Raw genomic sequence first — 24,752 nt, 5'->3', positions numbered from 1 at the left:
GTCCCGTCGCGGTCAGAACAGGGTGCCGCCCTCCAGGTCCAGCAGCCAGCGCTTGCGGTCCACGCCGGCGGCGAAGCCGGTGAGCGCGCCACTGGCGCCGAGCACCCGGTGGCAGGGGCGGACGATCAGCAGCGGGTTGGCGCCCACCGCGCCGCCGACCGCCCGGACCATGCGCGGTTCCTGTCCGGCCCGCTCGGCGAGTTCGCCGTACGTGACGGTCGTGCCGTACGGGATCTCGTCCAGCGCGGCCCAGACCCTGCGGCGGAACTCGGTGCCCTCGGGCGCGAGCGGGAGGTCGAAGACGGTGCGCCGGCCGGCGAAGTAGGCCGTCAGCTGGGCCACCGGCTCGGCGAGCGCCTCCGGGTCGAGCGCCCAGTCGTCGGCGGGCTCGGCCCGCGCGTACTTCTGGCCGGGCGCGGTGACGGTGGCCAGCGCGGCCGGTCCGCCGTCCTCGGGGAGCACCCCGCTGAGCAGGAGGCGGCCGAAGGGGCTCTCCATGGTGGTGTAGACGGTGGTGCTCATGCTCGTTCGTTCTCCGTTCCGGCGCTGCCGGTGTCGCTGGTGCTGGAACTGCCGGTGGTGGAGCTGCTGGTGACGGCGGGGCCGGTGCCCGCGGAACCGGTTCCCACGGGGCCGGCCCACAGCCGGTGGACGGCGTAGGAGCGCCACGGGGCCCAGGCCTCGGCGGTGCGGGCGGCGGACTTCGGGTCCCCGGCGGCGCCGAGGCGCAGCAGGCCGTGCTTGACGCCGACGTCGCTCGGGAGGAAGACGTCCGGGTCGGCCAGGGCCCGCATCCGCAGGTAGCCGACCGTCCAGGGGCCGATGCCGGGCAGGCCCAGCAGACCGGCCGCGGCCTCCTCCCGGTCGACCCCGCCGTCGAGCCGCACCACGCCCTCGGCCAGCGCGGCGCACAGACCGGTGAGCGCGCGGCGGCGGGCGGCGGGCATCGCGAAGTCCTCCGGGTCGGCGGTGGCGAGGGCCGCCGCCGTCGGGAAGAGCAGGCGCAGGCCGCCGCTGGGCTCGGGCAGCGCGGCACCGTACTTCTCCGCCAGCCGCCCCGCCAGGGTACGGGCGGCGGCCACGCTGACCTGCTGGCCGAGGACGGCGCGGACGGCGAGCTCGTGCGGGTCCACGTGGCCGGGCGAGCGCAGGCCGGGGCGCTCGCGGACGAGCGGGCCGAGCAGCGGGTCGGCGCCGAGCTGCTCGTCGACCGCCAGCGGGTCGGCGTCCAGGTCGAAGAGGATGCGCAGGCGCTGGACGGCTGTCGGCAGGTCGCGCAGGTCGGCGAGCAGCAGGCGGCAGTCGAGCCAGCCGCGGGTGAGCGGCTCGCCCGGCGCCAGGCCCTCGACCTCGGCGATGCCGTGGCCGTACGGGAGCGCGAGGGTGCGCCGGTAGACGCGCACGCCGGGGCGCGCGCCGGGGACGACCTCCTCCACGCCGGGGACGGCGCGCAGGGCGAGGAAGTCGATCAGGTGCTCGCTGTCGAGCGCGCCGCGGTAGGCGAGGCGCAGGGTGAGGCCGCCGGCCGGGGTCGCGGTGCGACGGCCGGCGACCACCTCGGCGCGCAGGCCGCTCGGGGTGCGGTCGTAGACCTCGCGCACGGTGTCGTTGAACTGGCGGACGGAGGCGAAGCCGGCCGCGAACGCGATGTCGGTGACGGGCAGTTCGGTGGTCTGGAGGAGCAGGCGGGCGGTCTGGGCCCGGCGCGCGCGGGCCAGCGCGATCGGGCCGGCGCCCAGCTCGGCGGTCAGCTGGCGCTGGAGCTGGCGGGCGCTGTAGCCGAGGCGGTCGGCCAGGCCGGCGACGCCCTCGCGGTCCACCACGCCGTCGCCGATCAGGCGCATCGCCCGGCCGACCAGGTCGGCGCGGTGGTTCCACTCGGGTGAGCCCGGCACGGAGTCGGGGCGGCAGCGGCGGCAGGCGCGGAAGCCGGCCCCCTGGGCGGCCGCGGCGCTGGGGTAGAAGACGCAGTTGACCCGCTTGGGGGTCACGGCAGGGCAGCTCGGACGGCAGTAGATGCCGGTGGAGGTGACGGCCGTGAAGAAGACCCCGTCGAAGCGGGAGTCCCGGCTGTCCACGGCTCGGTACCGGATGTCGTCGTCGATCACGGTGTCCAGTCTGCGACACCGGGTGGGGGGTGACTGGCGGGAATCGGACATCACCGTTGATCGCCGCTTCGGGGGCCCTCCCCCTCCCCCCTCCCCCCTCCCCCACCCCACCCCGCCCCACCCCGCCTCCACCGCCACCGACGTCGGCCCACGGTTCATCGCCGCTTGGCCCGCAGGCCTTGGCCGTGGGCCGTGGGCCCTGGGCCGTGGGCCACCGAGCCACGGCGCGCCAGGCCGTGGCTTGCCCGCGCGGTAAGCCGAGCGCCCGCCGGGCCGTGGCCGTAAGCCGCGCCCGCCCCGGGCCGTCGCCATGAGCCGCGGCCCCGCCGGGGCCATGGCCCGTAGGCCCCGGCGGCCCGGCGGCCCTGCGGCCCGGCGGTCCGGCCGACCGGCGGACCGGCGGACCGGCGGCCCGGACCGAATAATCACGCGCCCTCCGGCCACCCCGCCGCTACCCTCGCGGGATGAGCGAGCAGCAGCCCTACGCCGGCCCGGACGACCCGCGCGTCGTCGCCCTGCCCCCGGGGGAGTTCGCGTTCCCCGGCCCCCTGCGGGACCAGCTGGTCGCCGCGATCCTCGACGGCTCCAAGACCAGCACCACCGGCCTGGTCGTCGACTACGAGCACGAGGGCGAGGCCCTGCCGAAGCCCGGTGAGCGCGCCGCGGTCCTCGATTCCCAGGGCCGCAGGGTCGCCGTGATCGAGACCACCGAGGTCCGCGTCGTCCCGCTCGCGGAGGTGGACCTCCAGCACGCCGTGGACGAGGGCGAAGGCCTCACCAGCGTGGCCGAGTGGCGTGCGGCGCACGAGCGGTTCTGGCACAGCCCGGAGATGCTCGAAGCCCTCGACGACCCGGACTTCGCCGTGGACGACAGCACTCCGGCCGTCCTGCAGCGCTTCCGCCTGGTGGCCGACCTGCGCTGAACCGCGCGGGCCGGGCGGGCCCTGGCGGGGGCCGGCCGACGGCCGTGGCGCGGCAGCCGGCCGACCAGGGAGGCTCAGCGCTTCACCGGACCTCCCGCGGCTCGCATCGACTTGGTGATCGTCTTCCACTTCTTCAGCCGTGCCTTGGCCACCCGGGCGTCCGAGCGCGAGGCGATCCACTCGTTCTCGCGCTGGAGCTTGAGGTAGCTGTCCATCCGGCGCTGCGGCAGGGTGCCGTCGGCCAGCGCCGCCCGCACCGCACAGCCGGGCTCGGTGTGGTGGCCGCAGTCGTGGAAGCGGCACTCCTCGGCCAGCCCGGCGATGTCGGCGAAGGCCAGGTCCACACCCTCGCCACCGTAGAGGCCGACCTCGCGCAGCCCGGGGGTGTCGATCAGCACGCCCCCGCCGGGCAGCGGTATCAGCTCGCGGGTGGTCGTGGTGTGGCGGCCCTTCTGGTCGACCTCGCGGGCCTCCTGGACGGTCATCACCTCGGAGCCGGCCAGGGCGTTGGTGAGCGTGGACTTGCCGACGCCGGACTGTCCGATCACCGCGGTGGTGCCGGGGGTGCAGGCCCGGAGCACGTCCATGCCCTCGCCCGTCTCGGCGCTCACCACGACCACCGTGACCCCGGGGGCGACGGCCTCGACGTCGGCCCGGATGAAGTCGGCGTCGTCGACGAGGTCGGCCTTGGTGAGGACGACCAGCGGCTCGGCACCGGACTCCCAGGCCAGGGCGAGGAAGCGCTCGATCCGCCCGAGGTCCGGGTCGGCCGCCAGGGAGGAGGCGATCAGCACGGTGTCGACGTTGGCGGCCAGCACCTGGCCGTCGGAGCGCTTGCCGGCCACCTTGCGGATGATCGCCGTGGAGCGCGGCAGCAGGGCGGCGACGGCGGCCATCGGCTGGGCGTGCAGGTCGACCGCCGCCCAGTCGCCCGTGCACGGGCAGTTGATCATGTCGGCGTCGCCCACCGGCCGGGTGTCGAGCCGGACGGTGCGCGGCTCGCCCGTCTCCGGGTCGGCGATGACGGCATCGCACTGGCCGCGGTCGACCCGGACGATCCGCGCCGGGAGCAGCCCGGCCTCGCCGAACGGGGCGAACAGCTCCGCGAGCTCGGCCGTCCAGCCGTAGCCGGCCAGCGCGGAGTCGCCAACGGAGTGGTCAGCGGAGGAAGAGGAGAAGGAGGAGGGAGAGGAGAACGACGGAACGGAGGCAGCGTTGAACAACGCAGTGGCCCTTCGGGAGGAGATGACCCCGGCGGGCTACGGCTGGCGCGAAGGGCTCAGCCGGCGGCCGGGACAGGGAGGTGAACGCGAGTGCTGCCCTGGGCAGCTATCGGGGCGACAGTGACCACGGGGTTCACCTCCTGCTCTCTACTCCTCGGGCGGCCCAATGGCGCCCGAACCGGACGTGTCACACGCTAGCGGAACGGGGGGTGGCGGCCAACCTATTTTTGACCTGCGGAAATGCGGGAGGGCGGTCCTCAGAGAGGCTCCAGGGGGCCACAGTTGGCCCCCTCGCACTCCCCGTCCGACCGCCCTCAGCGGGGCCCGGCCCCCACCGCCGACGCCGCCCCACTCCCCACGCCGCCCCACCGCCGACGCCGCCCCACCCCCCGGCGCCGGCCTACCCGCCGTACCGGTGCTTCAGGTTCGGGTCGTCCAGCCACCACGGCCGCATCCCGGTCTCGGCCTCCTCCGGCTCCCCCGTCTCCCGCGCCCGCGCGGCCGCCGCCGCGAAGCGGGCGTCCAACTCGGCGTCCACCGCCTCGTTCTCCTCCCGGCCCTGGACCACCATCCGCCGCACCAGCGCGGCCAGGAACGGCAGCCCGACCAGGTCCCCCAGCACCCAGAACGCGTTGCCGCCCCAGGTCTGGTCCTGCGCCAGGCTGGGCCCCCACGGCCGCCCGAGCGCCAGGTAGTGGTGCTCGGCGACCAGGTGCCCGCCGTAGATCAGCACGATCCCGAGCCCCGCGTCGAAGATCACCTCGGCGAAGGTGATGAACAGCCCGACCAGGTGCGGGTACTCGTGTCCGACCGGATCGATCTGCAGGCGCGGCCAGAAGTACGCGAGGCCCAGCAGTACCAGCGCCAGGTGCAGCACCGCGTTCCCGAGCCCGCTGGACACCGACCACTCGTACCAGGGCGTGAAGTAGAGCAGCCACGGCGGCGCCATCAGCAGCGCCGTGGAGACCGCCGGGAACATCAGCACCTTGGACGGGCGGCTGCGCAGCGCCCGCAGGACGCGCTCGCGCCGGCCCGCCGGCGAAGCCCCGACGAGCAGTGAGACCGGTGCGCCGAGCGCCAGCAGCAGCGGGACGACCATCAGCAGGAGCACGACCTGCACGGCCCGGTCGGTGAAGAGAATCCGGTCGTAGACCCCGAGACCGGAGCAGGTGCACCAGATCCACAGCAGCAGCCCGCCGAGGAACGCGGCGGTGCGGGTGGGCTGCCAACGCCCGCGTCCGGACGCCCCGCGTCCGGACGCCCCGCCACCGGCCGCCATACCCCCGGCCACCCGGTTCACGCGGCGCACCGCCACCAGGTACCAGGCGCCGAGCAGCACCGACAGCGCGAGCACCACGGGCTCCGCCGTCCAGGAGGTCGCCAGGTCCGACCACTGCCACGGCGGCGGCCCGCTGTAGGCCAGCACCGAGGCGGGACCGCCCACCGGGCCGCCCAGACCGCCCGGACCACCCAGAGCGCCCGCCGCGCCGTCCACCACCACGTCCATCCGCCCGCTCACCCCGCTCGTCCCGGTGGCCCCCTCGCCCGGGACCCGCACCGCCGGGGCTCCCCCGGCGCCCGGCCATGATGTCCCCGCGTGGCGGCCCCGCCGCATCCGGGGCCCGCCTCTATACCCGGGCCTGAACAAAGCTTTACCGAGCCCCAACAAAGCTTTGCCCAGGCAAAGTTCTGCCCTCCGTCCGCCGCTTTCCGCAACCGCGGCGAAGACACAAACGTCTGGCAGGATGCCCCGTCGGCGAGACCCGCCACGTGGCCGACAAGGGGATGACAACAGGTGCGAACGACTGCACGCGGCGACGGCCGCCGACTCGCGGCGCGCCACCGCAACATCGAACTGGGCCTGCTGGCCCTCGCGGTGGCCGTCTGCCTGGCGGGGCACGTCGAAGCCGGCCTGGCGCTCACCGGCCACCTCCCGCCGGGGCTGCTGGTGCACGGCCTGTCGCTGGGCGCGCTGGCCGGCGCGGCCCACCTGGCGGTGCGCCGGTTCGCCCCGTACGCCGATCCGCTGATCCTGCCGCTGGGCGTCTTCCTGACCGGGTTCGGGCTGGTCCTGCTGGACCGGCTGGACTTCAGCTACAAGGCCGCCCACGCCGCCAAGGGCGACTACCAGAAGATCCCGGCCGCGCCCTCCCAGCTCATGTGGGTGTTCATCTCGGTGGCGGCGGCGCTCGCGCTGATCGTCCTGGTCAAGCACCACCGCTTCTTCCAGCGCTACGTCTACCTGCTGATGGCGGGTGCGCTGATCCTGCTGGCCGCACCGGTGCTCTCGCCGGGCGACAGCTTCGGCGCCAAGCGCTGGATCCGGCTGTTCGGGCTGTCCTTCGAGCCGGACGAGTTCGTGAAGGTCGCGATCACGATCTTCTTCGCGGGGTACCTGATGGCCTCCCGGGACGCGCTGGCGCTGGCCGGGCGGAAGGTCTGGGGGCTGACCCTGCCGCGCGGACGGCACGCCGGCCCGGTGCTGGCGATCTGGGTGGTCAGCCTGCTGGTCCTGGTCTTCGAGCGCGACCTGGGCACCTCGCTGATCTTCTTCGGCGTCTTCATCGTGATGCTGTACGTGGCGACCGAGCGCACCAGCTGGGTGGTGCTCGGCCTGCTGATGGCGGTCGGCGGCGCGGCGGTGGTCGGCACCGTGGAACCCCACGTGCACGGCCGCGTCGAGGCCTGGCTGCACCCGCTCGACTACTACAAGCCGGTGCACGACAAGGCGATCTCCGAGCAGCCCGCCGAGGCGCTGTTCAGCCTGGGCACCGGGCACCTGACCGGCACCGGCCTGGGCTCGGGACGGCCCTGGCTGATCGGCTTCGCCGGGCGCAGCGACTTCATCTTCACCACCATCGGCGAGGAGCTGGGCCTGGCCGGGGTGACCGCGATCCTGCTGGTCTACGTGCTGCTGATCCAGCGCGGCCTGCGCACCGCGATCGGCCTGACCGACCCGTTCGGCAAGCTGCTGGCCACCGGCCTGTCCTCGGCGCTGGCGCTCCAGGTGTTCGTGGTGGTCGGCGGGGTGAGCGGGCTGGTCCCGCTGACCGGCAAGGCGCTGCCGTTCCTGGCCGCCGGCGGGTCCTCGCTGCTGGCCAACTGGCTGATGGTGGCGCTGCTGGTCAAGCTCAGCGACTCCTCCGGGCGCACCGCCCTGGACCCGGTCCGGACCTCCCCCGAGCCGCTCCCGCCCCAGGCCCGCCCGGCCGGACAGCCCGGTCCGGCCGAACCGGCCGGACCGGCAGAGCGGCCGGGGGCAGCCGGGACCGCCCCGCAGCCCTCCGGCCCGTACGACCCGTCGGACCCCGTCCCCGACGGCCCCGGCGCCCCCGGCGGGGCCGACCCCTCCGCCCCGACCGAGCTGCGCCCCGCGTACGGCTACCCGCCGAACCAGGCCGCCACCTGACCGGCCCTCCCCGCCCGGCACCGCCAGCCGGCCCCACCCGGCCCCACCCGGCCCAGCCCGGCACGCCTCCCCGGCCCGGCCCGGCCCCGCCCCACCCGCCGCATGCGCCCCGGACGCGAAAGGGCCTCCCCCGCCCCCGCGGGAGAGGCCCTGCCGGTCAGCACTGCCGACCGCGCCGCCTACCGCTGCTCCCACGGCGGCCGGGGCGGCCGCGGCGGATACCCCGGCACCGGCCCCGGCCCCGGCTGCCCACCCGGCTGCCCGCCCGGCGGGGTCCCCGGCTGCCCACCCGGCGGGGTCCCCGGCGGTATCCCCGGCCCGGAGCCCGGCCCGGAGCCCGGCCCGGCCCCCGGCGGCCCGGCCGGCCGGTCGCTGTCCGGCGGCGGCGGCGCGGGCCGGTGGTGCGGCCCGCCGCGGGAGGTGAGCCGGCCGCGCACGTTGTCGGCGGCCAGTACGTCGGCCCACCGCTCCGGGTACTCGGAGGGCACGTCGACGTCGTCGCCCTCGTCCTCGCCCCACTCCTCCTCCGCGCCCTCGGCGAGCCCGAGCTCGCGGGCGCGCCGGGCCCGTTCGACGGCCCGCCGGGCGGCGACCTCGCGGACCACGGCGGCGGCCGCCTCCTCGTGGGCGCGCTCGTTCTCGGCGCGTGCGTCGGCGGTCTCCAGGGTGGGCCAGCGGCGGTCTATGGCGGCGTTCATCGCGGCGCCGATGAGCACCGCGAGCGCCACCACGAAGATCCACAGCAGGACGGCCACCGGGGCCGCCAGCGAGCCGTACGCCGAGGGGCCCTCGATCGAGCTGACCAGGTAGAACCGCAGGCCGACGCTGCAGAAGACCAGCACCACCAGGGCGACCAAGGCGCCGGGGATGTCCTCGCGCCACGGGGTCGAGACCGGCACGGCCAGGTGGTACAGGGTGGTCAGCGAGACGACCAGCAGCACGATCGCGACCGGCCAGTAGAGGGCGCCGACCAGCCCGGCCACCCCCGGCACGGCGTTCTCCACCAGCCCCGGGCCCGCCATCAGCAGCGGCAGCACCAGCGAGCCGATCACCAGGGCTCCGAAGTAGAGGCCCAGGGACATCAGCCGGGTCTTGACGATGCCCCGCTTGCCGTCGAGCCCGTACATGACGGTGATGGTGTCGATGAAGATGTAGAGCGCCCTGGAGCCGGACCACAGCGACAGCAGGAAGCCGATCGAGACGAGGTCCGGCCGGGTGTGGTCGAACACCTGGTTCAGCAGCGGGACGACGACCTCCCGGACGGAGGAGTCCGACAGGGCCGTCCCGGCGGCCGCGACGATGTCGTGCTTGAGCCGGTCGATGGTGCCCGCCTCGACGAACTCGTCGAGGTAGCCGAGGGTGCCGGCCAGGCCGAGGAGCAGCGGCGGGATCGACAGCAGGGTGAAGAAGGCCGCCTCCGCGGCGAGCCCGGTGACCCGGTACTCGACGCAGGTGTTGGTGGTGTCCTTCACCAGTTCCCACGCCGTGCGGCGCCAGGTGGCCTGTTTGGCCGCACGCCGGGAGCCCTTGCCCCTGCGGCGGGAGGGCCGCTCGGCGTTCGGTCTGCTCGTATCGCCCGCTGCTTGCACAGGGCAACCGTATCGGGCCGGGGCCCGGCGGTTGATCTCCCCGGGGGTACGGGCGCGTGGCCGGGCCGTGCCCGGGCCCGGGCCCACGGTTCCGGGCGCGGCCGCCCCCGGAACCGGACGAGGAGGGCCCCCGGGGCCGGGGGCGGCCGACGCCGGCAGCGGGACGTGGACGGACGCCCGGGCGACGAGCGGCGGGAACCTCCGGATGTCCCACATGACGAAACCTCAGCGTCCATTATCCGGATGTTAGTGGACCGCGAGTCCCGGCCCGTGCGAATCTCTTGCCATGTCTAGCGCCGGAACCACCCTGGTAGGTCGACTCCACGTCGATCTCCTTCGCGTGTCCAGCGCCATCTGTCCGGTGACCTGAGCCCCACTCCGCCGCACCACGCACCCGGCGCCGCCCCTTCCCGCCGTCCCCGCCGCAGCGGACGCGCAGGCGCCTGCCCGGCTCCCGGTCACTGCCCTCCCGGCCTCGGCGAATTCGCAGGTCAGAGCAGCACCGTACGGCCGAGCACGCCCCGCGACCCATTCGGCGCCAGCGCCACCCGCCCAGAAGGACTTCACCATGGCCACCTCCCCCGAGACCGTCGAACCCCCGGCCGAGCGCGCCGTCGAGCGGCGCCCCGCAGCGGCCCGCAAGGCGACCCGCCACCGCGGCGAGGGCCAGTGGGGCATGGGCCACTACACCCCCCTGAACGCCAACGAGCAGTTCAAGAAGGACGACGACGGTCTCAATGTGCGGACACGCATTGAGACGGTCTACGCGCACCGCGGCTTCGACTCGATCGACCCGGCCGACCTGCGCGGCCGGATGCGCTGGTGGGGGCTCTACACCCAGCGCAAGGAGGGCATCGACGGCGGCAAGACCGCGATCCTGGAGCCGCACGAGCTGGACTCCGAGTTCTTCATGCTCCGGGTGCGCATCGACGGCGGCCGGCTGACCGTCCCCCAGCTGCGCGCGATCGCCGAGGTCTCCGAGCAGTACGCCCGCGGCACCGCGGACCTGACCGACCGGCAGAACATCCAGTACCACTGGATCCGGATCGAGGACGTCCCGGCGATCTGGCGGAAGCTGGAGGCCGTCGGCCTGTCCACCACCGAGGCCTGCGGCGACACCCCGCGCGTCATCCTCGGCTCCCCGGTGGCCGGCATCGCCGAGGACGAGATCATCGACGGCACGCCCGCGATCGAGGAGATCCAGCGCCGCTTCATCGGCAACCCGGACTTCTCCAACCTGCCGCGCAAGTTCAAGAGCGCGGTCTCCGGCTCCCCGCTGCTGGACGTCGCGCACGAGATCAACGACGTCTCCTTCGTCGGCGTGGTCCACCCCGAGCACGGGCCCGGCTTCGACCTGTGGGTCGGCGGCGGCCTGTCCACCAACCCCAGGCTCGGCGTGCGGCTGGGCGCGTGGGTCCCGCTGGAGGAGGTGCCGGACGTCTTCGGCGGCGTCATCGGGATCTTCCGCGACTACGGCTACCGGCGGCTGCGCAACCGCGCCCGGCTGAAGTTCCTGGTCGCCGACTGGGGCGTGGAGAAGTTCCGCCGGGTGCTGGAGGAGGAGTACCTGAAGCGCCCGCTGGTCGACGGCCCCGCCCCGGCCGAGCCCGCCGCCCGCTGGCGCGACCACGTCGGCGTCCACCGGCAGCGGGACGGCCGCTACTACATCGGCTTCGCCCCGCGCGCCGGCCGGGTCGACGGCAAGCTGCTCGGCCGGATCGCCGACCTCGCCGCCGCCCACGGCAGCGACCGGGTGCGCACCACCGCCGAGCAGAAGATGCTGGTCCTCGACATCGCCGAGGAGCACGTCGAGTCCGTGGTGGCCGGCCTGGAGGCGCTGGACCTGCGGGTCACCCCCTCGCCGTTCCGCCGCGGCACCATGGCCTGCACCGGCATCGAGTACTGCAAGCTCGCCATCGTCGAGACCAAGGAGCGCGGCCGGACGCTCATCGACGAGCTGGAGCAGCGCCTGCCGGACTTCGCCGAGCCGCTGACCATCAACATCAACGGCTGCCCGAACGCCTGCGCCCGCATCCAGGTCGCCGACATCGGGCTCAAGGGCCAGCTGGTCACCGACGAGCACGGCAACCAGGTCGAGGGCTACCAGGTGCACCTCGGCGGCGCGCTCGGCCTGGAGGCCGGCTTCGGCCGCAAGGTGCGCGGCCTCAAGGTCACCAGCGCGGGCCTGCCCGACTACGTCGAGCGGGTGCTGACGCGCTACCGGGCCGACCGCGCCGAGGGCGAGAGGTTCGCCCAGTGGGCGGCCCGGGCCAGTGAGGAGCAGCTGTCGTGAGCGCGCCCGGTGACCGCCCCGGCGGACGCTCCGGGGACCGCCCCGGCGGACGCCGACCCCGGCGGGGTGGGCGATGAGCGAGCGCGCCGCACCGTTCTTCTGCCCGTACTGCGGGGACGAGGACCTGCGCCCCTCGGAGGCCGGGCACGGCGCCTGGGAGTGCCACGGCTGCCGCCGCGCCTTCCGGCTGAAGTTCCTCGGCCTGCTGTCACCGACCGACCACGGGGGGGCTCCGCATGAGCAGCACCGGGACTGACCACGAGGCGATAGCCGTCCGGGCCGGCCGCGAGCTGGAGGAGGCCACCGCGCAGGAGGTCCTGCGCTGGGCCGCGGACACCTTCGGCGAGCGGTTCTGCGTCACCTCCTCGATGGAGGACGCGGTGGTGGCCCACCTGGCGTCCTCGGTGTTCCCGGGGGTGGACGTGGTGTTCCTGGACACCGGCTACCACTTCCCGGAGACCCTCGGCACGCGCGACGCGGTGGCCGCGACCATGCCGGTCAACGTCATCACGCTCACCCCGCTGCGGACGGTGGCCGAGCAGGACGCCGAGCACGGGCCCGCCCTGCACGACCGCGACCCGGACCTGTGCTGCTCGCTGCGCAAGGTCGAGCCGCTCAACCGGGGCCTGGCCGGCTACGACGCCTGGGCGACGGGGCTGCGCCGCGACGAGTCGCCGACCCGGGCGAACACCCCGGTGGTCTCCTGGGACCCGAAGCGCCGCAAGGTCAAGATCGCCCCGATCGCCCGCTGGACCCAGGAGGACGTGGACGCCTACGTCGCCGCCCACGGGGTGCTGCTGAACCCGCTGCTGTGGGAGGGCTACACCTCGATCGGCTGCTCCCCGCTGTCCTGCACCCGCAAGCCCTCGGAGGGCGAGGACGCCCGGGCCGGCCGCTGGTCGGGCTCCGGCAAGACCGAGTGCGGCATCCACCTCTGAGCCGCCGACGGCCCCGCCCGCCTGCGACCCGACGGCCCTGACGCCCCCGGCGCCTCGTACGCTTCCGACCACGCTTTCGACCACACGTCCGACCGCACCTCCGAGACCCCGGCACACACCCGGGCCACCGCCCACCCCCCGCCCCCTGCGTAAGGAAGACACCGTGACAGCACACACCCCGGCCGCCGGCGGAGCCGCAGAGGCGGCCCGCCCGGCCGCCCCCTGCGAGCGCGGCGCCACCGTGTGGCTGACCGGGCTGCCGAGCGCGGGCAAGACCACCCTCGCCCTCGCCCTGGCCGGCCGGCTGCGCGCCGAGGGCCACCGGGTCGAGGTCCTGGACGGCGACGAGATCCGCGAGTTCCTCTCCAGGGGCCTGGGCTTCTCCCGCGAGGACCGGCACACCAACGTCACCCGGATCGGCTTCGTCGCCGAGAAGCTGGCGGCGAACGGCGTGAAGGTCCTGGCGCCGGTGATCGCCCCGTTCGCGGACTCCCGGGCCGCGGTGCGCGAGCGCCACGCCGCGCACGGCACCGCCTTCCTGGAGGTGCACGTCGCCACCCCGGTCGAGCTGTGCGCCGAGCGCGACGTCAAGGGCCTGTACGCCAAGCAGGCCGCCGGGGAGATCTCCGGGCTGACCGGCGTGGACGACCCGTACGAGGCGCCGGAGAACCCGGAGCTGCGGGTCCAGACGCAGGGCCGCGAGGTGGCCGACTCCGCCGCCGAGCTGCACGCCTTCCTGACCGAGAGGGGCCTGGCATGACCACCGCGACCGACACCCCGGTCCGTACCGGCGACACCCCGTTCGCGCTGTCCCACCTGGACGCGCTGGAGGCCGAGTCGGTGCACGTCTTCCGCGAGGTCGCGGGGGAGTTCGAGCGCCCGGTGATCCTGTTCTCCGGCGGCAAGGACTCCATCGTCATGCTGCACCTGGCCCTCAAGGCCTTCCACCCCGCGGCGGTGCCGTTCTCCCTGCTGCACGTCGACACCGGGCACAACTTCCCCGAGGTCATCGCCTACCGCGACCGCGTCGCCGAGAAACACCGCCTGCGCCTGCACGTCGCCTCCGTCCAGGACTTCATCGACCGCGGCGTGCTGCGCGAGCGCCCCGACGGCACCCGCAACCCGCTGCAGACCGTGCCGCTGCTGGACGCCATCGAGACCAACCGCTTCGACGCCGTCTTCGGCGGCGGGCGGCGCGACGAGGAGAAGGCCCGCGCCAAGGAGCGCGTCTTCTCCCTGCGCGACGAGTTCGGCGCCTGGGACCCGCGCCGCCAGCGCCCCGAGCTGTGGTCCCTCTACAACGGCCGCCACGCGCCGGGCGAGCACGTGCGCGTCTTCCCGCTGTCCAACTGGACGGAGCTGGACGTCTGGCAGTACATCGAGCGCGAGCGCATCGAGCTGCCGGAGATCTACTACGCCCACGAGCGGGACGTCTTCGCCCGGGACGGCATGTGGCTGACCGCCGGGGACTGGGGCGGCCCCCGGGAGCACGAGCCCGTCGAGCGCCGGCTGGTCCGCTACCGGACCGTGGGCGACATGTCCTGCACCGGGGCCGTCGACTCCGACGCCGCCACCATCGAGGCCGTCATCGCCGAGATCGCCGCCTCCCGCCTCACCGAGCGCGGCGCGACCCGCGCCGACGACAAGCTCTCCGAGGCCGCGATGGAAGACCGCAAGCGCGAGGGGTACTTCTAACCATGACCACCGCAACGGCAACGTCCCTGCTGCGCTTCGCCACCGCCGGCTCCGTCGACGACGGCAAGTCCACCCTCGTCGGCCGCCTGCTGCACGACTCCAAGTCGGTGCTCGCCGACCAGCTCGAAGCCGTCGAGCACGCCTCGCGGCGCCGCGGCCAGCAGGCCCCGGACCTCGCGCTGCTCACCGACGGGCTGCGCGCCGAGCGCGAGCAGGGCATCACCATCGACGTGGCCTACCGCTACTTCGCCACGCCCCGGCGGCGGTTCATCCTCGCCGACACCCCCGGCCACGTGCAGTACACCCGCAACATGGTCACCGGCGCCTCCACCGCGGAGCTCGCCGTCGTCCTCGTCGACGCCCGCAACGGCGTGGTCGAGCAGACCCGCCGGCACGCCGCCGTCGCCGCCCTGCTGCGCGTGCCGCACGTCGTGCTCGCCGTCAACAAGATGGACCTGGTCGACTACGCCGAGCCGGTCTTCGCCGCCGTCGCCGCCGAGTTCACCGCCTACGCCGCCTCCCTCGGCATCCACGACGTGCTGGCCGTCCCGATCTCGGCGCTGGCCGGGGACAACGTCGTCGACCCGTCGGCGCACATGGACTGGTACGGCGGCCCGACGCTGCTGGAGCACCTGGAGACCGTCCCGGTCGGCAGCGACCCGAGCGCCGAACCGGCCCGCTTCCCCGTCCAGTACGTCATCCGCCCGCAGACCGAGGAGCACCCCGACTACCGCGGGTACGCCGGCCAGCTGGCCTCCGGGGTGCTGCGGGTCGGCGACGCCGTCACCGTCCTGCCGTCCGGCCACACCACCACCGTGGCCGGCATCGACGCCCTCGGCCGGCCGGCCGACCTCGCCTGGGCCCCGCAGTCGGTGACCGTCCGCCTGGCCGACGACATCGACGTCTCCCGCGGCGACCTGATCTCCGCCGGGCCCGCGCCCGTGCCCACCAAGGACATCGAGGCCACGGTGAGCCACCTCGACGAGCGGCCGCTGCGGGCCGGGGACAAGGTCCTCCTCAAGCACACCACCCGCACGGTGCGGGCGCTGGTCAGGGAGGTCAGCTACCGGATCGACATCACCGCCCCGATCGGCGAAGGGGGCCTGGAGCAGCGCCCCGCCCCCGACGGGCTGAACGTCAACGACATCGGCCGCGTCGTGCTGCGCACCGCCGAGCCGCTGGCGCTGGACAGCTACACCGACAACCGCCGCACCGGGTCGTTCCTGCTCATCGACCCGGCCGACGGCACCACCCTCACCGCCGGCATGGCGGGCGAGGCCTTCGCCACCGCACCCACCACCGGCACCCCCGACGAGGAGGAATGGGTCTGATGCCCAGCGAGGCGTTCTCGGGCATGGACAAGGAAGGCGGCCGCATCGGCAGCGGCGTCCTCGGCAGCGGCCAGGGCGGCCTGACGCGATGTGTGGGCCGACAGGGCTGAGAACGCCCTGTCACCGGGCTGTCTTCCCCCACAGCCGCCCGGCTTGCCCCGGCACACCGCTGCCGCGCGCACCACCTTCCGAACCTTCCGCCCGAGACCGCCTCCTGACGGTCCGTCAGCGAACAGGACCCACCATGGCACCGAACCCGGCACCCTCGCACAGCCCGTCCCGACACAGCACGGCCCCGCATAGCCGCACCCGCCCCGGCGCCGGGCGGATCAGACGCACCGCCGCCGCGGCCGCGGCCGGCCTGACCGCCGCGGCCCTGCTGTCGGCCTGCGGCTACGGCTCCAAGGCCGACGACAAGCCCTCCGGCGCCCAGGCCGGCGCCACCGCCGGCGCCCAGGGCTCGGCCGCGAAGCTGTCCGCGGACACCGTGAAGATCGGCTACTTCGCCAACCTCACCCACGGCACGCCGCTGGTCGGCCTCCAGGAGGGCATCCTCCAGCAGGAGCTCGGCTCCACCCAGGTCAGGACGCAGGTCTTCAACGCCGGGCCCGCCGAGATCGAGGCGCTGAACGCCGGCTCCATCGACATCGGCTGGATCGGCCCCTCCCCCGCGATCAACGGCTACACCAAGTCCGACGGCAAGTCGCTGAGGATCATCGGTGGTTCGGCCTCCGGCGGCGTCAAGCTCGTCGCCAACCCGGACAAGATAGCCACCCTGGACGACCTCAGGGGCAAGAAGATCGCCACCCCGCAGCTGGGCAACACCCAGGACGTGGCGCTGCTCAACTACCTCGCGGGCAAGGGCTACAAGGTCGACGCGGCCTCCGGCGCCGGTGACGTCTCGGTGGTGCGCACCGACAACAAGGTCACCCCGGACGCCTACAAGTCGGGCTCCATCGACGCCGCCTGGGTGCCCGAGCCCACCGCCTCCAAGCTGGTCACGCTCGGCGCGAAGGTCCTGCTCAACGAGAAGGACGTCTGGCCGGACAAGAAGTTCGTGATCACCAACATCATCGTCTCGCAGAAGTTCCTCACGGAACACCCGGACGTGGTGGAGGCCGTACTGCGCGGCTCGGTGAAGACCAACGCCTTCATCAAGGCGAACCCCGACAAGGCCAAGGCCGACGCCAACGAGGCGATCAGGAAGGAGGCCGGCAACTCGCTGGAGGCCGCCGTCCTCGACCCGGCCTGGGCCGACATCGACTTCCTGGACGACCCGCTGGCGAACACCCTCCAGGCCGAGGCCGACCACGCCGTCACCGCCGGGCTCCTCAAGAAGCCCAACCTGAACGGCATCTACGACCTCACCCTGCTGAACAAGGTCCTCGCCGCCCAGGGGCAGCCCGCCGTCGCGGACGCCGGGCTCGGCGCCAAGTAGCGCCCGCACCGCCGCCGTTCGACCCGACTCCGCGGTCCGGCCCCCGCCCGCCCGGTCGATCCCCGATCGATGCCCACCGGGACGGGCGGGGCCCGGGCCACGGCCCCGCAGACCTCTCCCCCCTCCCGCCGGCGGACAGGCGGGCCCATGACCACTCACGCAGGAGGTGCCCGGATGACCCCGGCACTGACCACCTCGGCGGACGCCCCCGGCGCCGACGCCCCCGGCGGCGAGCCCGCCGTCCGGATCTCGCACGTGCACAAGTCCTTCGGCCGCCCCGGCGCCCGGACCCGCGTCCTGGACGACATCACCCTCGACGTCGCCCCCGGCGAGTTCGTCACCCTGCTCGGCGCCTCGGGCTGCGGCAAGTCCACCCTGCTCAACCTCGTCGCCGACCTCGACCGGCCCACCTCCGGGACCATCGAGGTCCCCGGCGGCCGCCCCGCGCTGATGTTCCAGGAGCACGCCCTCTTCCCCTGGCTCACCGCCGGCAAGAACATCGAACTCGCCCTCAAGCTGGCCGGCGTCGCCCGCCCCGAGCGCAGGGCCGAGGCCGAACGCCTGCTCGACCTCGTCCGCCTCGGCGGCGCGTACGGCAAGCGCGTCCACGAGCTGTCCGGCGGCATGCGCCAGCGCGTCGCGATGGCCCGCGCCCTCGCCCAGGGCAGCAGGGTCCTGCTCATGGACGAGCCCTTCGCCGCCCTCGACGCCATCACCCGCGACGTGCTGCACGACGAGATCACCCGGATCTGGTCCGAGCGGCAGCTGACCGTCCTGTTCGTCACCCACAACGTCCGCGAGGCCGTCCGCCTCGCCCAGCGGGTCGTCCTGCTCTCCTCCCGCCCCGGCCGGGTCGCCCGCGAATGGCGCATCGACCTGCCCCAGCCGCGCCGCATCGAGTCCGCCGGCGTCGCCGACCTGTCCATCGAGATCACCGAAGAACTGCGTGGGGAGATCCGTCGCCATGGCCAGCACTGACACCACCGCCGTCGCGGACACCGAGGACGGCCGCGCCGAGGCCGGCCGCAACGCGCCGGGCGCGAGCGACACCGCCGGCGTCGGCGCCGGCCTGGACGCCCTCGACGCCGTCTCCGCCCAGCGCGGATCGCTCGGCGAGGCCCTGCGGAGCAAGGCCCTGCCGCCGCTGATCGGCGTGCTGGTGGTGCTCGCGCTGTGGCAGGGCGCGTACAGCCTGGAGCTCACGTCCTCCTACAAGCTGCCCAGCCCCGCCGACGTCTGGCGCTCCGCCCAGGACCTCTGGTACCAGGGCACGCTGTTCTCCGTCATCTGGACCAGCGTCTGGCGCGGGCTGTCCGGCTTCCTGCTCGCCGTCGTCATCGGCACCCCGATCGGCCTGGTCGTCGCGCGCGTCCGGCCGGTGCGCACCGCCATCGGCCCGGTCCTCCAGGGCCTCCAGTCACTGCCCTCGGTCGCCTGGGTGCCCGCCGCCGTCATCTGGCTCGGCATCAACGACTCGATGATGTACGCCGTCATCCTGCTCGGCGCCGTCCCCTCCATCGCCAACGGCCTGGTCGCCGGCATCGACCAGGTCCCCCCGCTGTTCCTGCGGGCCGGGCGCACCATCGGCGCCACCGGCCTCAACGGCGCCCGGCACGTCCTCATCCCGGCCGCGCTGCCCGGCTACCTGGCCGGCCTCAAGCAGGGCTGGGCCTTCTCCTGGCGCTCCCTGATGGCCGCCGAGCTCGTCGCCTCCTCCCCCGACCTCGGCCGGGGCCTGGGCCGCTTCCTGGAGGACCAGCGCGAGTTCTCGGACATGTCCGGCGTCCTGCTCGGCATCATCCTGATCCTCTTCGTCGGCATCGCCATCGAGCTCCTCGTCTTCACCCCGGTCGAGCGCCGGGTCCTGCGCAACCGCGGCCTGCTGGCCGCCGGCAAGTGAGGCACCGCTGATGCCCGCCCTCCTCCTGATCGCCCACGGCAGCCGCGACCCGCGCCACGCCGCGACGGTGGCCGCGCTCGTGGAGGAGGTGCGGGCCCAGCGGCCCGGTACCGAGGTCGCCACCGCCTACCTGGACCACTGCGCGCCGCGGATCCCGCAGGTGGTCGGACGGCTGGCGGACGCGGTGGCGGTGCCGCTGCTGCTCAACCGGGCGTTCCACGCCAAGCACGACATCCCCGCGGCGCTGCGCGCGTCCGGCTCCCGGCTGCCGGTCGCGGACGTGCTCGGCCCCTCGCCCCTGCTGCTCGCCGCCCTCGACCGCCGGCTCGCCGGGGCCGGGCTCGACGTCTCCTCCCCCGCCGTGCGGGCCGCCACGGGTGTGGTCCTGGCGGCGGCGGGCTCCTCGGACCCGGCCGCCGACGCCGCGACCCGCGCGGTGGCCGCCGAGTGGCGGCGCACCCGCGGCTGGGCCGCCGTCGAGGTCGCCTACGCCTCCGCCACCGGCCCGCGCGTCCCCGACGCCCTGGCCGCCCTGCGCGCCGCCGGCGCCGGGCGCACCGCCGTCGCCCCCTACCTGCTGGCCCCGGGCCTGCTGCCGGACCGCATCGCGGCCGCCGCCGGGGGCGCCGACACGGTCGCGGACGTCCTCGGCCCGGCCCCCGAGGTCGCCGCCCTGCTCCTGGCCCGCTACGACCGGGCCCTGCGGGCCACCCGCACCCCCCGGGCGCTGACCGCCTGAGCCGTCACGACGCCTTGAGCTGCTGGTACTCGGCCACGGCAGCCGTGATCACACTGAGCGGAACCGGCTCGTCCAGGTCCGCGATGGCACCCTCGATCCACTCCCGCATGATCGCCGTCGGCTTCACCCCCCGCTCCCGCGCCCGGCGCCGTACCGGGTGGTGCCGGCGTCCCGGGTGGCGGGCCCGGGACCGCGGACGGGCCCCGCACCACCCTCGCGGCAGGGTGGTGCGGGGCCCGTCGGACACCGGGGAAGGGGATCAGTCGAACGTGCGGCGCTGGCGGCCGGTCCCGTAGTTGGAGCCGGACTTGCTGCCGCTGCCGGGCTTGGCGCGGCCGGCGGAGCGGCCGATGAAGCCGGCCGCCTGCGGGCGGTCGCCGTTCTGGGCGGCGGCGCCGAGGCGCTGCTTGGGGCGGGGGCGGCGCGGGTTGCCGTTCATGTCGACGTCGGTGGGCAGCCCGGAGCGCTTGCCGGCCCGGCGGCGCGGGGCACCGGACCTGGCGGGCTTGTCCGCACCGGCACCGGCACCGGCACCGGCGGCGGCCGCGGCCTGCTCGGCCGGGACCGGCACGGCGAGGGTGACCGGCACGCCGCTGGGCGTGCGGGCACCGGTGATCTTGGCCAGGTCGGCGTCGCCCGGGCGGACCTTGGTGACGGTCGGGCGGATGCCGGCCACCGTCATCAGCCGGTTGACCTCGCGGCGCTGCTCGGGCAGCACCAGGGTGACGACCGTCCCGGACTCGCCGGCCCGGGCGGTGCGGCCGCCGCGGTGCAGGTAGTCCTTGTGGTCGACCGGCGGGTCGACGTTGACGACCAGGTCCAGGCCGTCGATGTGGATGCCGCGGGCGGCGACGTTGGTGGCGATCAGCGCGCTGACGTGGCCGTCCCGGAACTGGTCCAGGACCCGGTTGCGCTGCGGCTGGGACTTGCCGCCGTGCAGCGCGGCGGCCTTCACGCCGCTGGCGAGCAGCTGCTTGGCCAGCCGGTCGGCGCCGTGCTTGGTGTGCACGAACATGATCACGCGGCCGTCGCGGGAGGCGATGTGCGCGGTGGCGGAGACCTTGTCGGCCTGGTCCAGCTGGAGGACGTGGTGGTCCATCGTGGTGACCGCGCCGGCCGAGGGATCGACCGAGTGGGTGACCGGGTCGGTCAGGAAGCGCTTGACCAGCCGGTCGACGTTGCGGTCCAGGGTGGCGGAGAACAGCATCCGCTGCCCGCCCTCGGCGACCTGCTCCAGCAGCTTGCTGACCTGCGGCAGGAAGCCCATGTCGGCCATCTGGTCGGCCTCGTCGAGGACCGTGATCGCGACGTCGGAGAGGTTGACGTCACCGCGCCCGATCAGGTCGTCCAGCCGGCCGGGGGTGGCCACCAGCACCTCGGTGCCGCGGCGCACCGCGTTGGCCTGCCGGTTGATCGACATGCCGCCGACGACGGTGGTGATCCGCAGGTTGACGGCGGTGGCGTACGGGGTGAGCGCCTCGGTGACCTGCTGGGCCAGCTCGCGGGTGGGCACCAGGACGAGCGCCAGTGGGTGCCGGGCGTCGGCGCGGCGCCCGGCGGTACGGGCGAGCAGCGGCAGGCCGAAGGCCAGGGTCTTGCCGGAGCCGGTGCGGCCGCGGCCGAGCACGTCGCGCCCGGCGATCGAGTCGGGCAGCGTGGCGGCCTGGATCGGGAAGGGCTCGGTGACGCCCTGGCGGCCGAGCGCGGAGAGGATCGCCTTGGGCAGGTCCAGCTCGGCGAAGGACGCCGCCGGGGGCCGGGCCGGGGTGCCCTGGACCACGGTGAACTCGGTGGCCTCGGGGACGGCGGCGGGGCGGCCCTGCCGGGGGGCGCCGGCGCGGTTGCGCGGCTTGCGCGGGCGGTCGCCGCCGGCGGTGCGGCGGGCCTGGTCGGTGGTGCGGGGGCCGCGCTCGCGCGGGGTGCGGGCAGGGGTGGTCACGGGGTCTCCGTCCGTCGGTCGGCAGCCCGGGGTGCGGGCTCGGTCGGCCGTCGGATGCAGAGTGCGCCGCCCCGGCCGTACGGCGGCATGAGCGGGGGCCCGCACCGTGCGGTGCGGGCCCCCGCTTCGCGATGATCGCGAGTCAGCGTGGAGCTGACGTCAGCCGATGATCTGGATGTTCTCGGCCTGCGGGCCCTTCTGGCCCTGGGTGACGTCGAACTCGACCTTCTGGCCCTCGAACAGCTCACGGAAGCCCTGAGCCTGGATGTTCGAGTAGTGGGCGAACACGTCGGCGCCACCACCATCCTGCTCGATGAAGCCGAAGCCCTTCTCGCTGTTGAACCACTTCACGGTGCCGGTAGCCATAACCGTCTCCTCTAACTGGGGCATCAGGGACCCACACCTCGTGAGTCCCCGGTGTAGCCGCGATCCCCATCCGGAGACTGAAACACCGGACAAAACAAATGCGCCTGGCGGTTGGAACCAGCAGGCGCACACCACGTTCATGGGAACCAAAACTGCAACTGCATCGACTGTAGCACGGGGGAACGGGGGTTGACCGGGGATTTTTCCGCTTCGGAGATCACGTTTGACGGCTCCGGAAAAGGGGCAGCGGCGCCCCGCCGAAGCGGGGCGCCGCCTGGTCCGTGCGGACCGGTCGGATCAGCGCCGGCCGGCCGGCTCCGGCACCCCGTGGGCGCCGGCCACCGGGGCCGGGCCCTCGCCGTGGCCGTGGCCGGGGCTGTCCGCGTGGCCGGGCCACCAGGCGCGGTGGCCGAGCAGCGCGGTGAGCGCCGGGGTGAAGAACATCGCCATCACGAAGGCCGCGATGAGGATGCCGATGGCGATCGAGAAGCCCATCTCGCTCATCAGGGTGTTCCCGGCCAGCAGCATCGTGCCGAAGGTCGCGGCCAGGATGAAGCCGGCCGCGGCCACCGTCGGGCCGCCGTGGCGGATCGCCTGGCTGGCCGCCTCGCGGGGGCTGCGGCCCTCGCGGGCCTCCTCGCGCAGCCGGGCGATCATCAGGATGTTGTAGTCGGTGCCGAGCGCGACCACGAACAGGTAGATCAGGATCGGCAGCATGAACATCAGGCCCTGCTCGCCCTTGATGTTCTGGAACACCAGGGTGGTGGCGCCGAGGGTGGCGCCGAAGCCGAGGCCGACGGAGGCCATCAGGTACCAGGGGGCGACCACGCTGCGCAGCAGCAGGCCCAGGATCACCATGATCAGCACCGCGGCGATCGGGAAGACCAGGCTGTAGTCGTGGGCCATCGCCGTGTTGATGTCCTTGTACACGGAGGTGGTGCCGGCGACGTAGGCCCTGGTGCCGGCGGGCGCGTGGCCGTGGGCGACCTCGCGGACCTCGCCGATGGTGTCGATGGCCTTGTTGCTCGCCGCCTCGTCCTTGAGGACGACGGTGATGTCGGCGGTGAGCCCGTCCTTGCTGATGCCGTGCTCCGGGTCGGGCAGGGCGGCGCTGGACACGCCGTCCACCCGGCCCAGCTCGTCCACGTAGCCCTTGAGCCCGGCGACGTCGATCCGGTTGCCGTTCTCGCTGGTCAGGTAGACGTGGGCGGGGTCGGCGGCACCGGCCGAGTAGGCCTTGATCATGGTGTCCTGGACGACCATCGACTCCTTGGACTTCGGCATCGAGCTGCCGGCCATGTCGAAGGTGCCCTGGTAGTTGAGCGCGGCGACGGCGAGGCCGACCATCACGAGGCCGGAGAGCACGGCGGCGGCGGCCGGACGGCGGCCGACGCCGCGGCCCATCGCCGCGAAGCGGGCGTTGGACGGCTCGCGCTGCCAGGCCTTGGAGGGCCAGAACAGGACCTTCTCGGGGATCAGGCACAGGATCGCGGGCACCAGGGTGACCGAGGCGACGGCGGTGACGGCCACCGCGATGGCCAGCGAGGGGCCGAGCGCCTTGAACATGCCGAGGCTGGAGAGCACGAGGACGGCGAAGGCGACCACGACGGCACCGGCGGCGGAGGCGATGGCCTCGCCGACCCGGCCGATCGCGTTGGCCACGGCCTGCTTGCGGTCGTCGCCGGCCCGCAGCCGCTCGCGGTAGCGGAACATCAGGAAGAGGAAGTAGTCGGTGCCGACGCCGTAGAGCACGACGGTGAGGATCTGTTCCATCGAGCTGTCGGCCTTGAGCCCGAACACCTTGCTGGCGTCGGCGATGAGGCCGTTGGCGACCAGCGAGTAGATGATCACCGAGAGGATCGGCAGCAGCGCGATGATCGGGCTGCGGAAGATGATCCCCAGCGTGAGCAGGATGATCACGACGGTGCCGAGGCCGATCAGCATGCCGGCCGTCTTGCCCGCGTCCTTCTGGTCCAGGTTCATCGCGGCCGGGCCGCCGACCTGGTACTTCAGGTTGCTGCCGGAGGCGAGCGCGGTGCCTTCGTCGCGGAGCTTCTTCGCGGCGTCGGTGAACTCGTCCGACTGCATCTTGGTCTTGTCGATGGAGACCAGCGTCATCGCGTACTTGTGGTCCTGGGAGTACGACGCCGGGGACACCGGGACGACCATCTCGACCAGGGGGATCTTCTTGTCGGTCAGGCCCTGGGTGACCTTGGCCATGGCCGCGGCGTCGCCCTCGTCCAGCGTCCCGCCGTCGGTGCGCTCGAAGAGCAGCAGCGCGGAGGGCGAGATGTTGGACGGGAAGGCCTTCTGCTGGAGCTCCGAGGCCTGGATGGACTCGTAGTGCTTGGGCAGGAAGGCCGCCTCGTCGGTGTTGGCCTTCAGCGGCGGGGCGGTCGCGATGATCGCGACCGCGGCGACCAGCCATGCGCCGATCACCCACCAGGGGCGGCGAACGACGAATTGTCCGAGTCGGTGGAACATGCTCGTGATGCCTCCTGGGCATGGTTCACCGCAGCCCTTGGGGGACGGGACGCCGGGCGACGGCAGGACCGGCGCGGGGCATGCTGCGGGCACACCCTTGCCGGTCGGCAGGTAAGTAGGTCTGGGGCATCATCCTACGAGTACTTGCTTGCCGCCCGGCAAGGAGCCCCCGTGTGCTTCAACCCCCGTCGGGCCGCCACGAAGCGCCCCGGCCCAGTGTCTCCCGGAGGCACCCCCGTCGACCTCGTGCTCCGGGTGGAGTCATCTCCCCCTCAGGGTGGAGGCGCATCCCCTACCCCCTGGGAGGAGATCTCGGGGTCCGGGGGTAGGGGAAACCCCACCCGCGGCCCCGAGGAGGGCGCCGCGAGGGGGCGCGG

At 74.0% G+C, this 24,752-nt stretch carries 22 protein-coding genes; 13 read left to right on the top strand and 9 right to left on the bottom strand.

The window, feature by feature from the left end; genetic code table 11:
• Positions 1–12 precede the first annotated feature (12 nt).
• Both ACH5AR_RS15675 and ACH5AR_RS15670 read right to left on the bottom strand, forming a co-directional pair.
• Positions 13–522, bottom strand: coding sequence for a methylated-DNA--[protein]-cysteine S-methyltransferase (locus ACH5AR_RS15675; RefSeq protein WP_396301926.1), 510 nt, complete (start codon positions 520–522; stop codon positions 13–15).
• Positions 519–2,159, bottom strand: a complete 1,641-nt coding sequence (locus ACH5AR_RS15670; protein ID WP_396301925.1) for a DNA-3-methyladenine glycosylase 2 family protein — start codon at positions 2,157–2,159, stop codon at positions 519–521. Before ACH5AR_RS15670 ends, ACH5AR_RS15675 begins: the two co-directional genes overlap by 4 nt.
• A 413-nt stretch (positions 2,160–2,572) precedes the next feature.
• On the opposite strand from ACH5AR_RS15670, the gene ACH5AR_RS15665 reads away from it, so the two are divergent.
• Entirely contained in the window at positions 2,573–3,031 is a 459-nt protein-coding gene (locus tag ACH5AR_RS15665) for an ASCH domain-containing protein (RefSeq protein WP_396301924.1), read from the top strand.
• 74 nt (positions 3,032–3,105) lie between these two features.
• Here ACH5AR_RS15665 and rsgA read toward each other — a convergent pair whose 3' ends face one another.
• A complete protein-coding gene (rsgA, locus tag ACH5AR_RS15660; protein ID WP_396301923.1) occupies positions 3,106–4,254 on the bottom strand; it encodes a ribosome small subunit-dependent GTPase A in 1,149 nt (382 codons plus the stop codon).
• 400 nt (positions 4,255–4,654) lie between these two features.
• On the bottom strand, positions 4,655–5,812 hold the full coding sequence (locus tag ACH5AR_RS15655) for a cytochrome c oxidase assembly protein (RefSeq protein WP_396301922.1): 1,158 nt from the start codon (positions 5,810–5,812) through the stop codon (positions 4,655–4,657).
• A 237-nt stretch (positions 5,813–6,049) separates the two neighbouring features.
• Here ACH5AR_RS15655 and ACH5AR_RS15650 point away from each other — a divergent pair, with 237 nt between their 5' ends.
• Positions 6,050–7,663: an FtsW/RodA/SpoVE family cell cycle protein gene (locus ACH5AR_RS15650; protein WP_396301921.1), complete on the top strand. Its 1,614-nt coding sequence runs from the start codon at positions 6,050–6,052 to the stop codon at positions 7,661–7,663.
• A gap of 179 nt (positions 7,664–7,842) precedes the next feature.
• Here ACH5AR_RS15650 and ACH5AR_RS15645 read toward each other — a convergent pair whose 3' ends face one another.
• Positions 7,843–9,135, bottom strand: coding sequence for a YihY/virulence factor BrkB family protein (locus tag ACH5AR_RS15645; protein ID WP_396301920.1), 1,293 nt, complete (start codon positions 9,133–9,135; stop codon positions 7,843–7,845).
• Positions 9,136–9,538: 403 nt separating this feature from the next.
• On the opposite strand from ACH5AR_RS15645, the gene ACH5AR_RS15640 reads away from it, so the two are divergent.
• The 11 genes from ACH5AR_RS15640 (at position 9,539) to ACH5AR_RS15590 (ending at position 19,586) form a co-directional block, all read left to right on the top strand.
• Complete coding sequence (locus ACH5AR_RS15640; RefSeq protein WP_318264789.1) at positions 9,539–9,622, top strand: putative leader peptide; 84 nt, start codon at positions 9,539–9,541, stop codon at positions 9,620–9,622.
• Positions 9,623–9,820: 198 nt separating this feature from the next.
• Positions 9,821–11,545, top strand: a complete 1,725-nt coding sequence (locus tag ACH5AR_RS15635) for a nitrite/sulfite reductase (RefSeq protein ID WP_396301919.1) — start codon at positions 9,821–9,823, stop codon at positions 11,543–11,545.
• Between the two features lie 73 nt (positions 11,546–11,618).
• Entirely contained in the window at positions 11,619–11,801 is a 183-nt protein-coding gene (locus ACH5AR_RS15630; RefSeq protein ID WP_396301918.1) for a hypothetical protein, read from the top strand.
• Positions 11,782–12,483 (top strand): phosphoadenylyl-sulfate reductase, encoded by a 702-nt coding sequence (locus ACH5AR_RS15625; protein WP_396301917.1) that lies wholly within the window; start codon positions 11,782–11,784, stop codon positions 12,481–12,483. Before ACH5AR_RS15630 ends, ACH5AR_RS15625 begins: the two co-directional genes overlap by 20 nt.
• A 241-nt stretch (positions 12,484–12,724) precedes the next feature.
• Positions 12,725–13,243, top strand: a complete 519-nt coding sequence (cysC, locus tag ACH5AR_RS15620) for an adenylyl-sulfate kinase (RefSeq protein WP_396301973.1) — start codon at positions 12,725–12,727, stop codon at positions 13,241–13,243.
• Entirely contained in the window at positions 13,240–14,178 is a 939-nt protein-coding gene (gene cysD, locus ACH5AR_RS15615; RefSeq protein WP_396301916.1) for a sulfate adenylyltransferase subunit CysD, read from the top strand. The genes cysC and cysD overlap by 4 nt, the downstream gene beginning before the upstream one ends.
• 2 nt (positions 14,179–14,180) lie before the next feature.
• Positions 14,181–15,509, top strand: coding sequence for a sulfate adenylyltransferase subunit 1 (locus ACH5AR_RS15610; RefSeq protein ID WP_396301915.1), 1,329 nt, complete (start codon positions 14,181–14,183; stop codon positions 15,507–15,509).
• Positions 15,510–15,753: 244 nt separating this feature from the next.
• Positions 15,754–16,947, top strand: a complete 1,194-nt coding sequence (locus ACH5AR_RS15605) for an aliphatic sulfonate ABC transporter substrate-binding protein (RefSeq protein WP_396301914.1) — start codon at positions 15,754–15,756, stop codon at positions 16,945–16,947.
• A 174-nt stretch (positions 16,948–17,121) separates the two neighbouring features.
• Positions 17,122–17,925, top strand: coding sequence for an ABC transporter ATP-binding protein (locus tag ACH5AR_RS15600; protein ID WP_396301913.1), 804 nt, complete (start codon positions 17,122–17,124; stop codon positions 17,923–17,925).
• Positions 17,912–18,847, top strand: a complete 936-nt coding sequence (locus tag ACH5AR_RS15595; RefSeq protein ID WP_396301912.1) for an ABC transporter permease — start codon at positions 17,912–17,914, stop codon at positions 18,845–18,847. The genes ACH5AR_RS15600 and ACH5AR_RS15595 overlap by 14 nt, the downstream gene beginning before the upstream one ends.
• A gap of 10 nt (positions 18,848–18,857) precedes the next feature.
• Positions 18,858–19,586, top strand: a complete 729-nt coding sequence (locus ACH5AR_RS15590) for a sirohydrochlorin chelatase (protein WP_396301911.1) — start codon at positions 18,858–18,860, stop codon at positions 19,584–19,586.
• Positions 19,587–19,590: 4 nt separating this feature from the next.
• Here the strand turns inward: ACH5AR_RS15590 and ACH5AR_RS15585 are convergent, their stop codons facing one another.
• From ACH5AR_RS15585 to ACH5AR_RS15570, 4 genes are all read right to left on the bottom strand, one after another.
• The gene (locus ACH5AR_RS15585; protein ID WP_396301910.1) at positions 19,591–19,713 is read right to left on the bottom strand and encodes a hypothetical protein; all 123 of its coding nucleotides are present in this window, start codon (positions 19,711–19,713) and stop codon (positions 19,591–19,593) included.
• Positions 19,714–19,845: 132 nt separating this feature from the next.
• Positions 19,846–21,525, bottom strand: coding sequence for a DEAD/DEAH box helicase (locus ACH5AR_RS15580; RefSeq protein WP_396301909.1), 1,680 nt, complete (start codon positions 21,523–21,525; stop codon positions 19,846–19,848).
• A 159-nt stretch (positions 21,526–21,684) separates the two neighbouring features.
• Positions 21,685–21,891 (bottom strand): cold-shock protein, encoded by a 207-nt coding sequence (locus ACH5AR_RS15575; protein WP_030060364.1) that lies wholly within the window; start codon positions 21,889–21,891, stop codon positions 21,685–21,687.
• Positions 21,892–22,188: 297 nt separating this feature from the next.
• Positions 22,189–24,375 (bottom strand): MMPL family transporter, encoded by a 2,187-nt coding sequence (locus tag ACH5AR_RS15570; protein ID WP_396301908.1) that lies wholly within the window; start codon positions 24,373–24,375, stop codon positions 22,189–22,191.
• Between the last annotated feature and the right edge of the window lie 377 nt (positions 24,376–24,752).

This window comes from Kitasatospora sp. NPDC018619, assembly GCF_044391605.1.
Taxonomy (GTDB): Bacteria; Actinomycetota; Actinomycetes; order Streptomycetales; family Streptomycetaceae; genus Kitasatospora.
Note: the sequence above shows the minus strand (reverse complement) of the source record. Positions and strands in the feature narration are given on the sequence as shown.

What these genes read in the sequence shown, in the direction of transcription:
- ACH5AR_RS15635 (WP_396301919.1), top strand. Translation starts at nt 9,821, where the DNA reads ATGGCCACCTCCCCCGAGACCGTCGAACCCCCGGCCGAGCGCGCCGTC.
- ACH5AR_RS15670 (WP_396301925.1), bottom strand. Translation starts at nt 2,159, where the DNA reads ATGTCCGATTCCCGCCAGTCACCCCCCACCCGGTGTCGCAGACTGGAC.
- ACH5AR_RS15665 (WP_396301924.1), top strand. Translation starts at nt 2,573, where the DNA reads ATGAGCGAGCAGCAGCCCTACGCCGGCCCGGACGACCCGCGCGTCGTC.
- ACH5AR_RS15605 (WP_396301914.1), top strand. Translation starts at nt 15,754, where the DNA reads ATGGCACCGAACCCGGCACCCTCGCACAGCCCGTCCCGACACAGCACG.
- ACH5AR_RS15610 (WP_396301915.1), top strand. Translation starts at nt 14,181, where the DNA reads ATGACCACCGCAACGGCAACGTCCCTGCTGCGCTTCGCCACCGCCGGC.
- ACH5AR_RS15600 (WP_396301913.1), top strand. Translation starts at nt 17,122, where the DNA reads ATGACCCCGGCACTGACCACCTCGGCGGACGCCCCCGGCGCCGACGCC.
- ACH5AR_RS15595 (WP_396301912.1), top strand. Translation starts at nt 17,912, where the DNA reads ATGGCCAGCACTGACACCACCGCCGTCGCGGACACCGAGGACGGCCGC.
- ACH5AR_RS15640 (WP_318264789.1), top strand. Translation starts at nt 9,539, where the DNA reads ATGTCTAGCGCCGGAACCACCCTGGTAGGTCGACTCCACGTCGATCTC.
- ACH5AR_RS15570 (WP_396301908.1), bottom strand. Translation starts at nt 24,375, where the DNA reads ATGTTCCACCGACTCGGACAATTCGTCGTTCGCCGCCCCTGGTGGGTG.
- ACH5AR_RS15590 (WP_396301911.1), top strand. Translation starts at nt 18,858, where the DNA reads ATGCCCGCCCTCCTCCTGATCGCCCACGGCAGCCGCGACCCGCGCCAC.
- cysD (WP_396301916.1), top strand. Translation starts at nt 13,240, where the DNA reads ATGACCACCGCGACCGACACCCCGGTCCGTACCGGCGACACCCCGTTC.
- ACH5AR_RS15675 (WP_396301926.1), bottom strand. Translation starts at nt 522, where the DNA reads ATGAGCACCACCGTCTACACCACCATGGAGAGCCCCTTCGGCCGCCTC.
- ACH5AR_RS15625 (WP_396301917.1), top strand. Translation starts at nt 11,782, where the DNA reads ATGAGCAGCACCGGGACTGACCACGAGGCGATAGCCGTCCGGGCCGGC.
- ACH5AR_RS15630 (WP_396301918.1), top strand. Translation starts at nt 11,619, where the DNA reads ATGAGCGAGCGCGCCGCACCGTTCTTCTGCCCGTACTGCGGGGACGAG.
- ACH5AR_RS15575 (WP_030060364.1), bottom strand. Translation starts at nt 21,891, where the DNA reads ATGGCTACCGGCACCGTGAAGTGGTTCAACAGCGAGAAGGGCTTCGGC.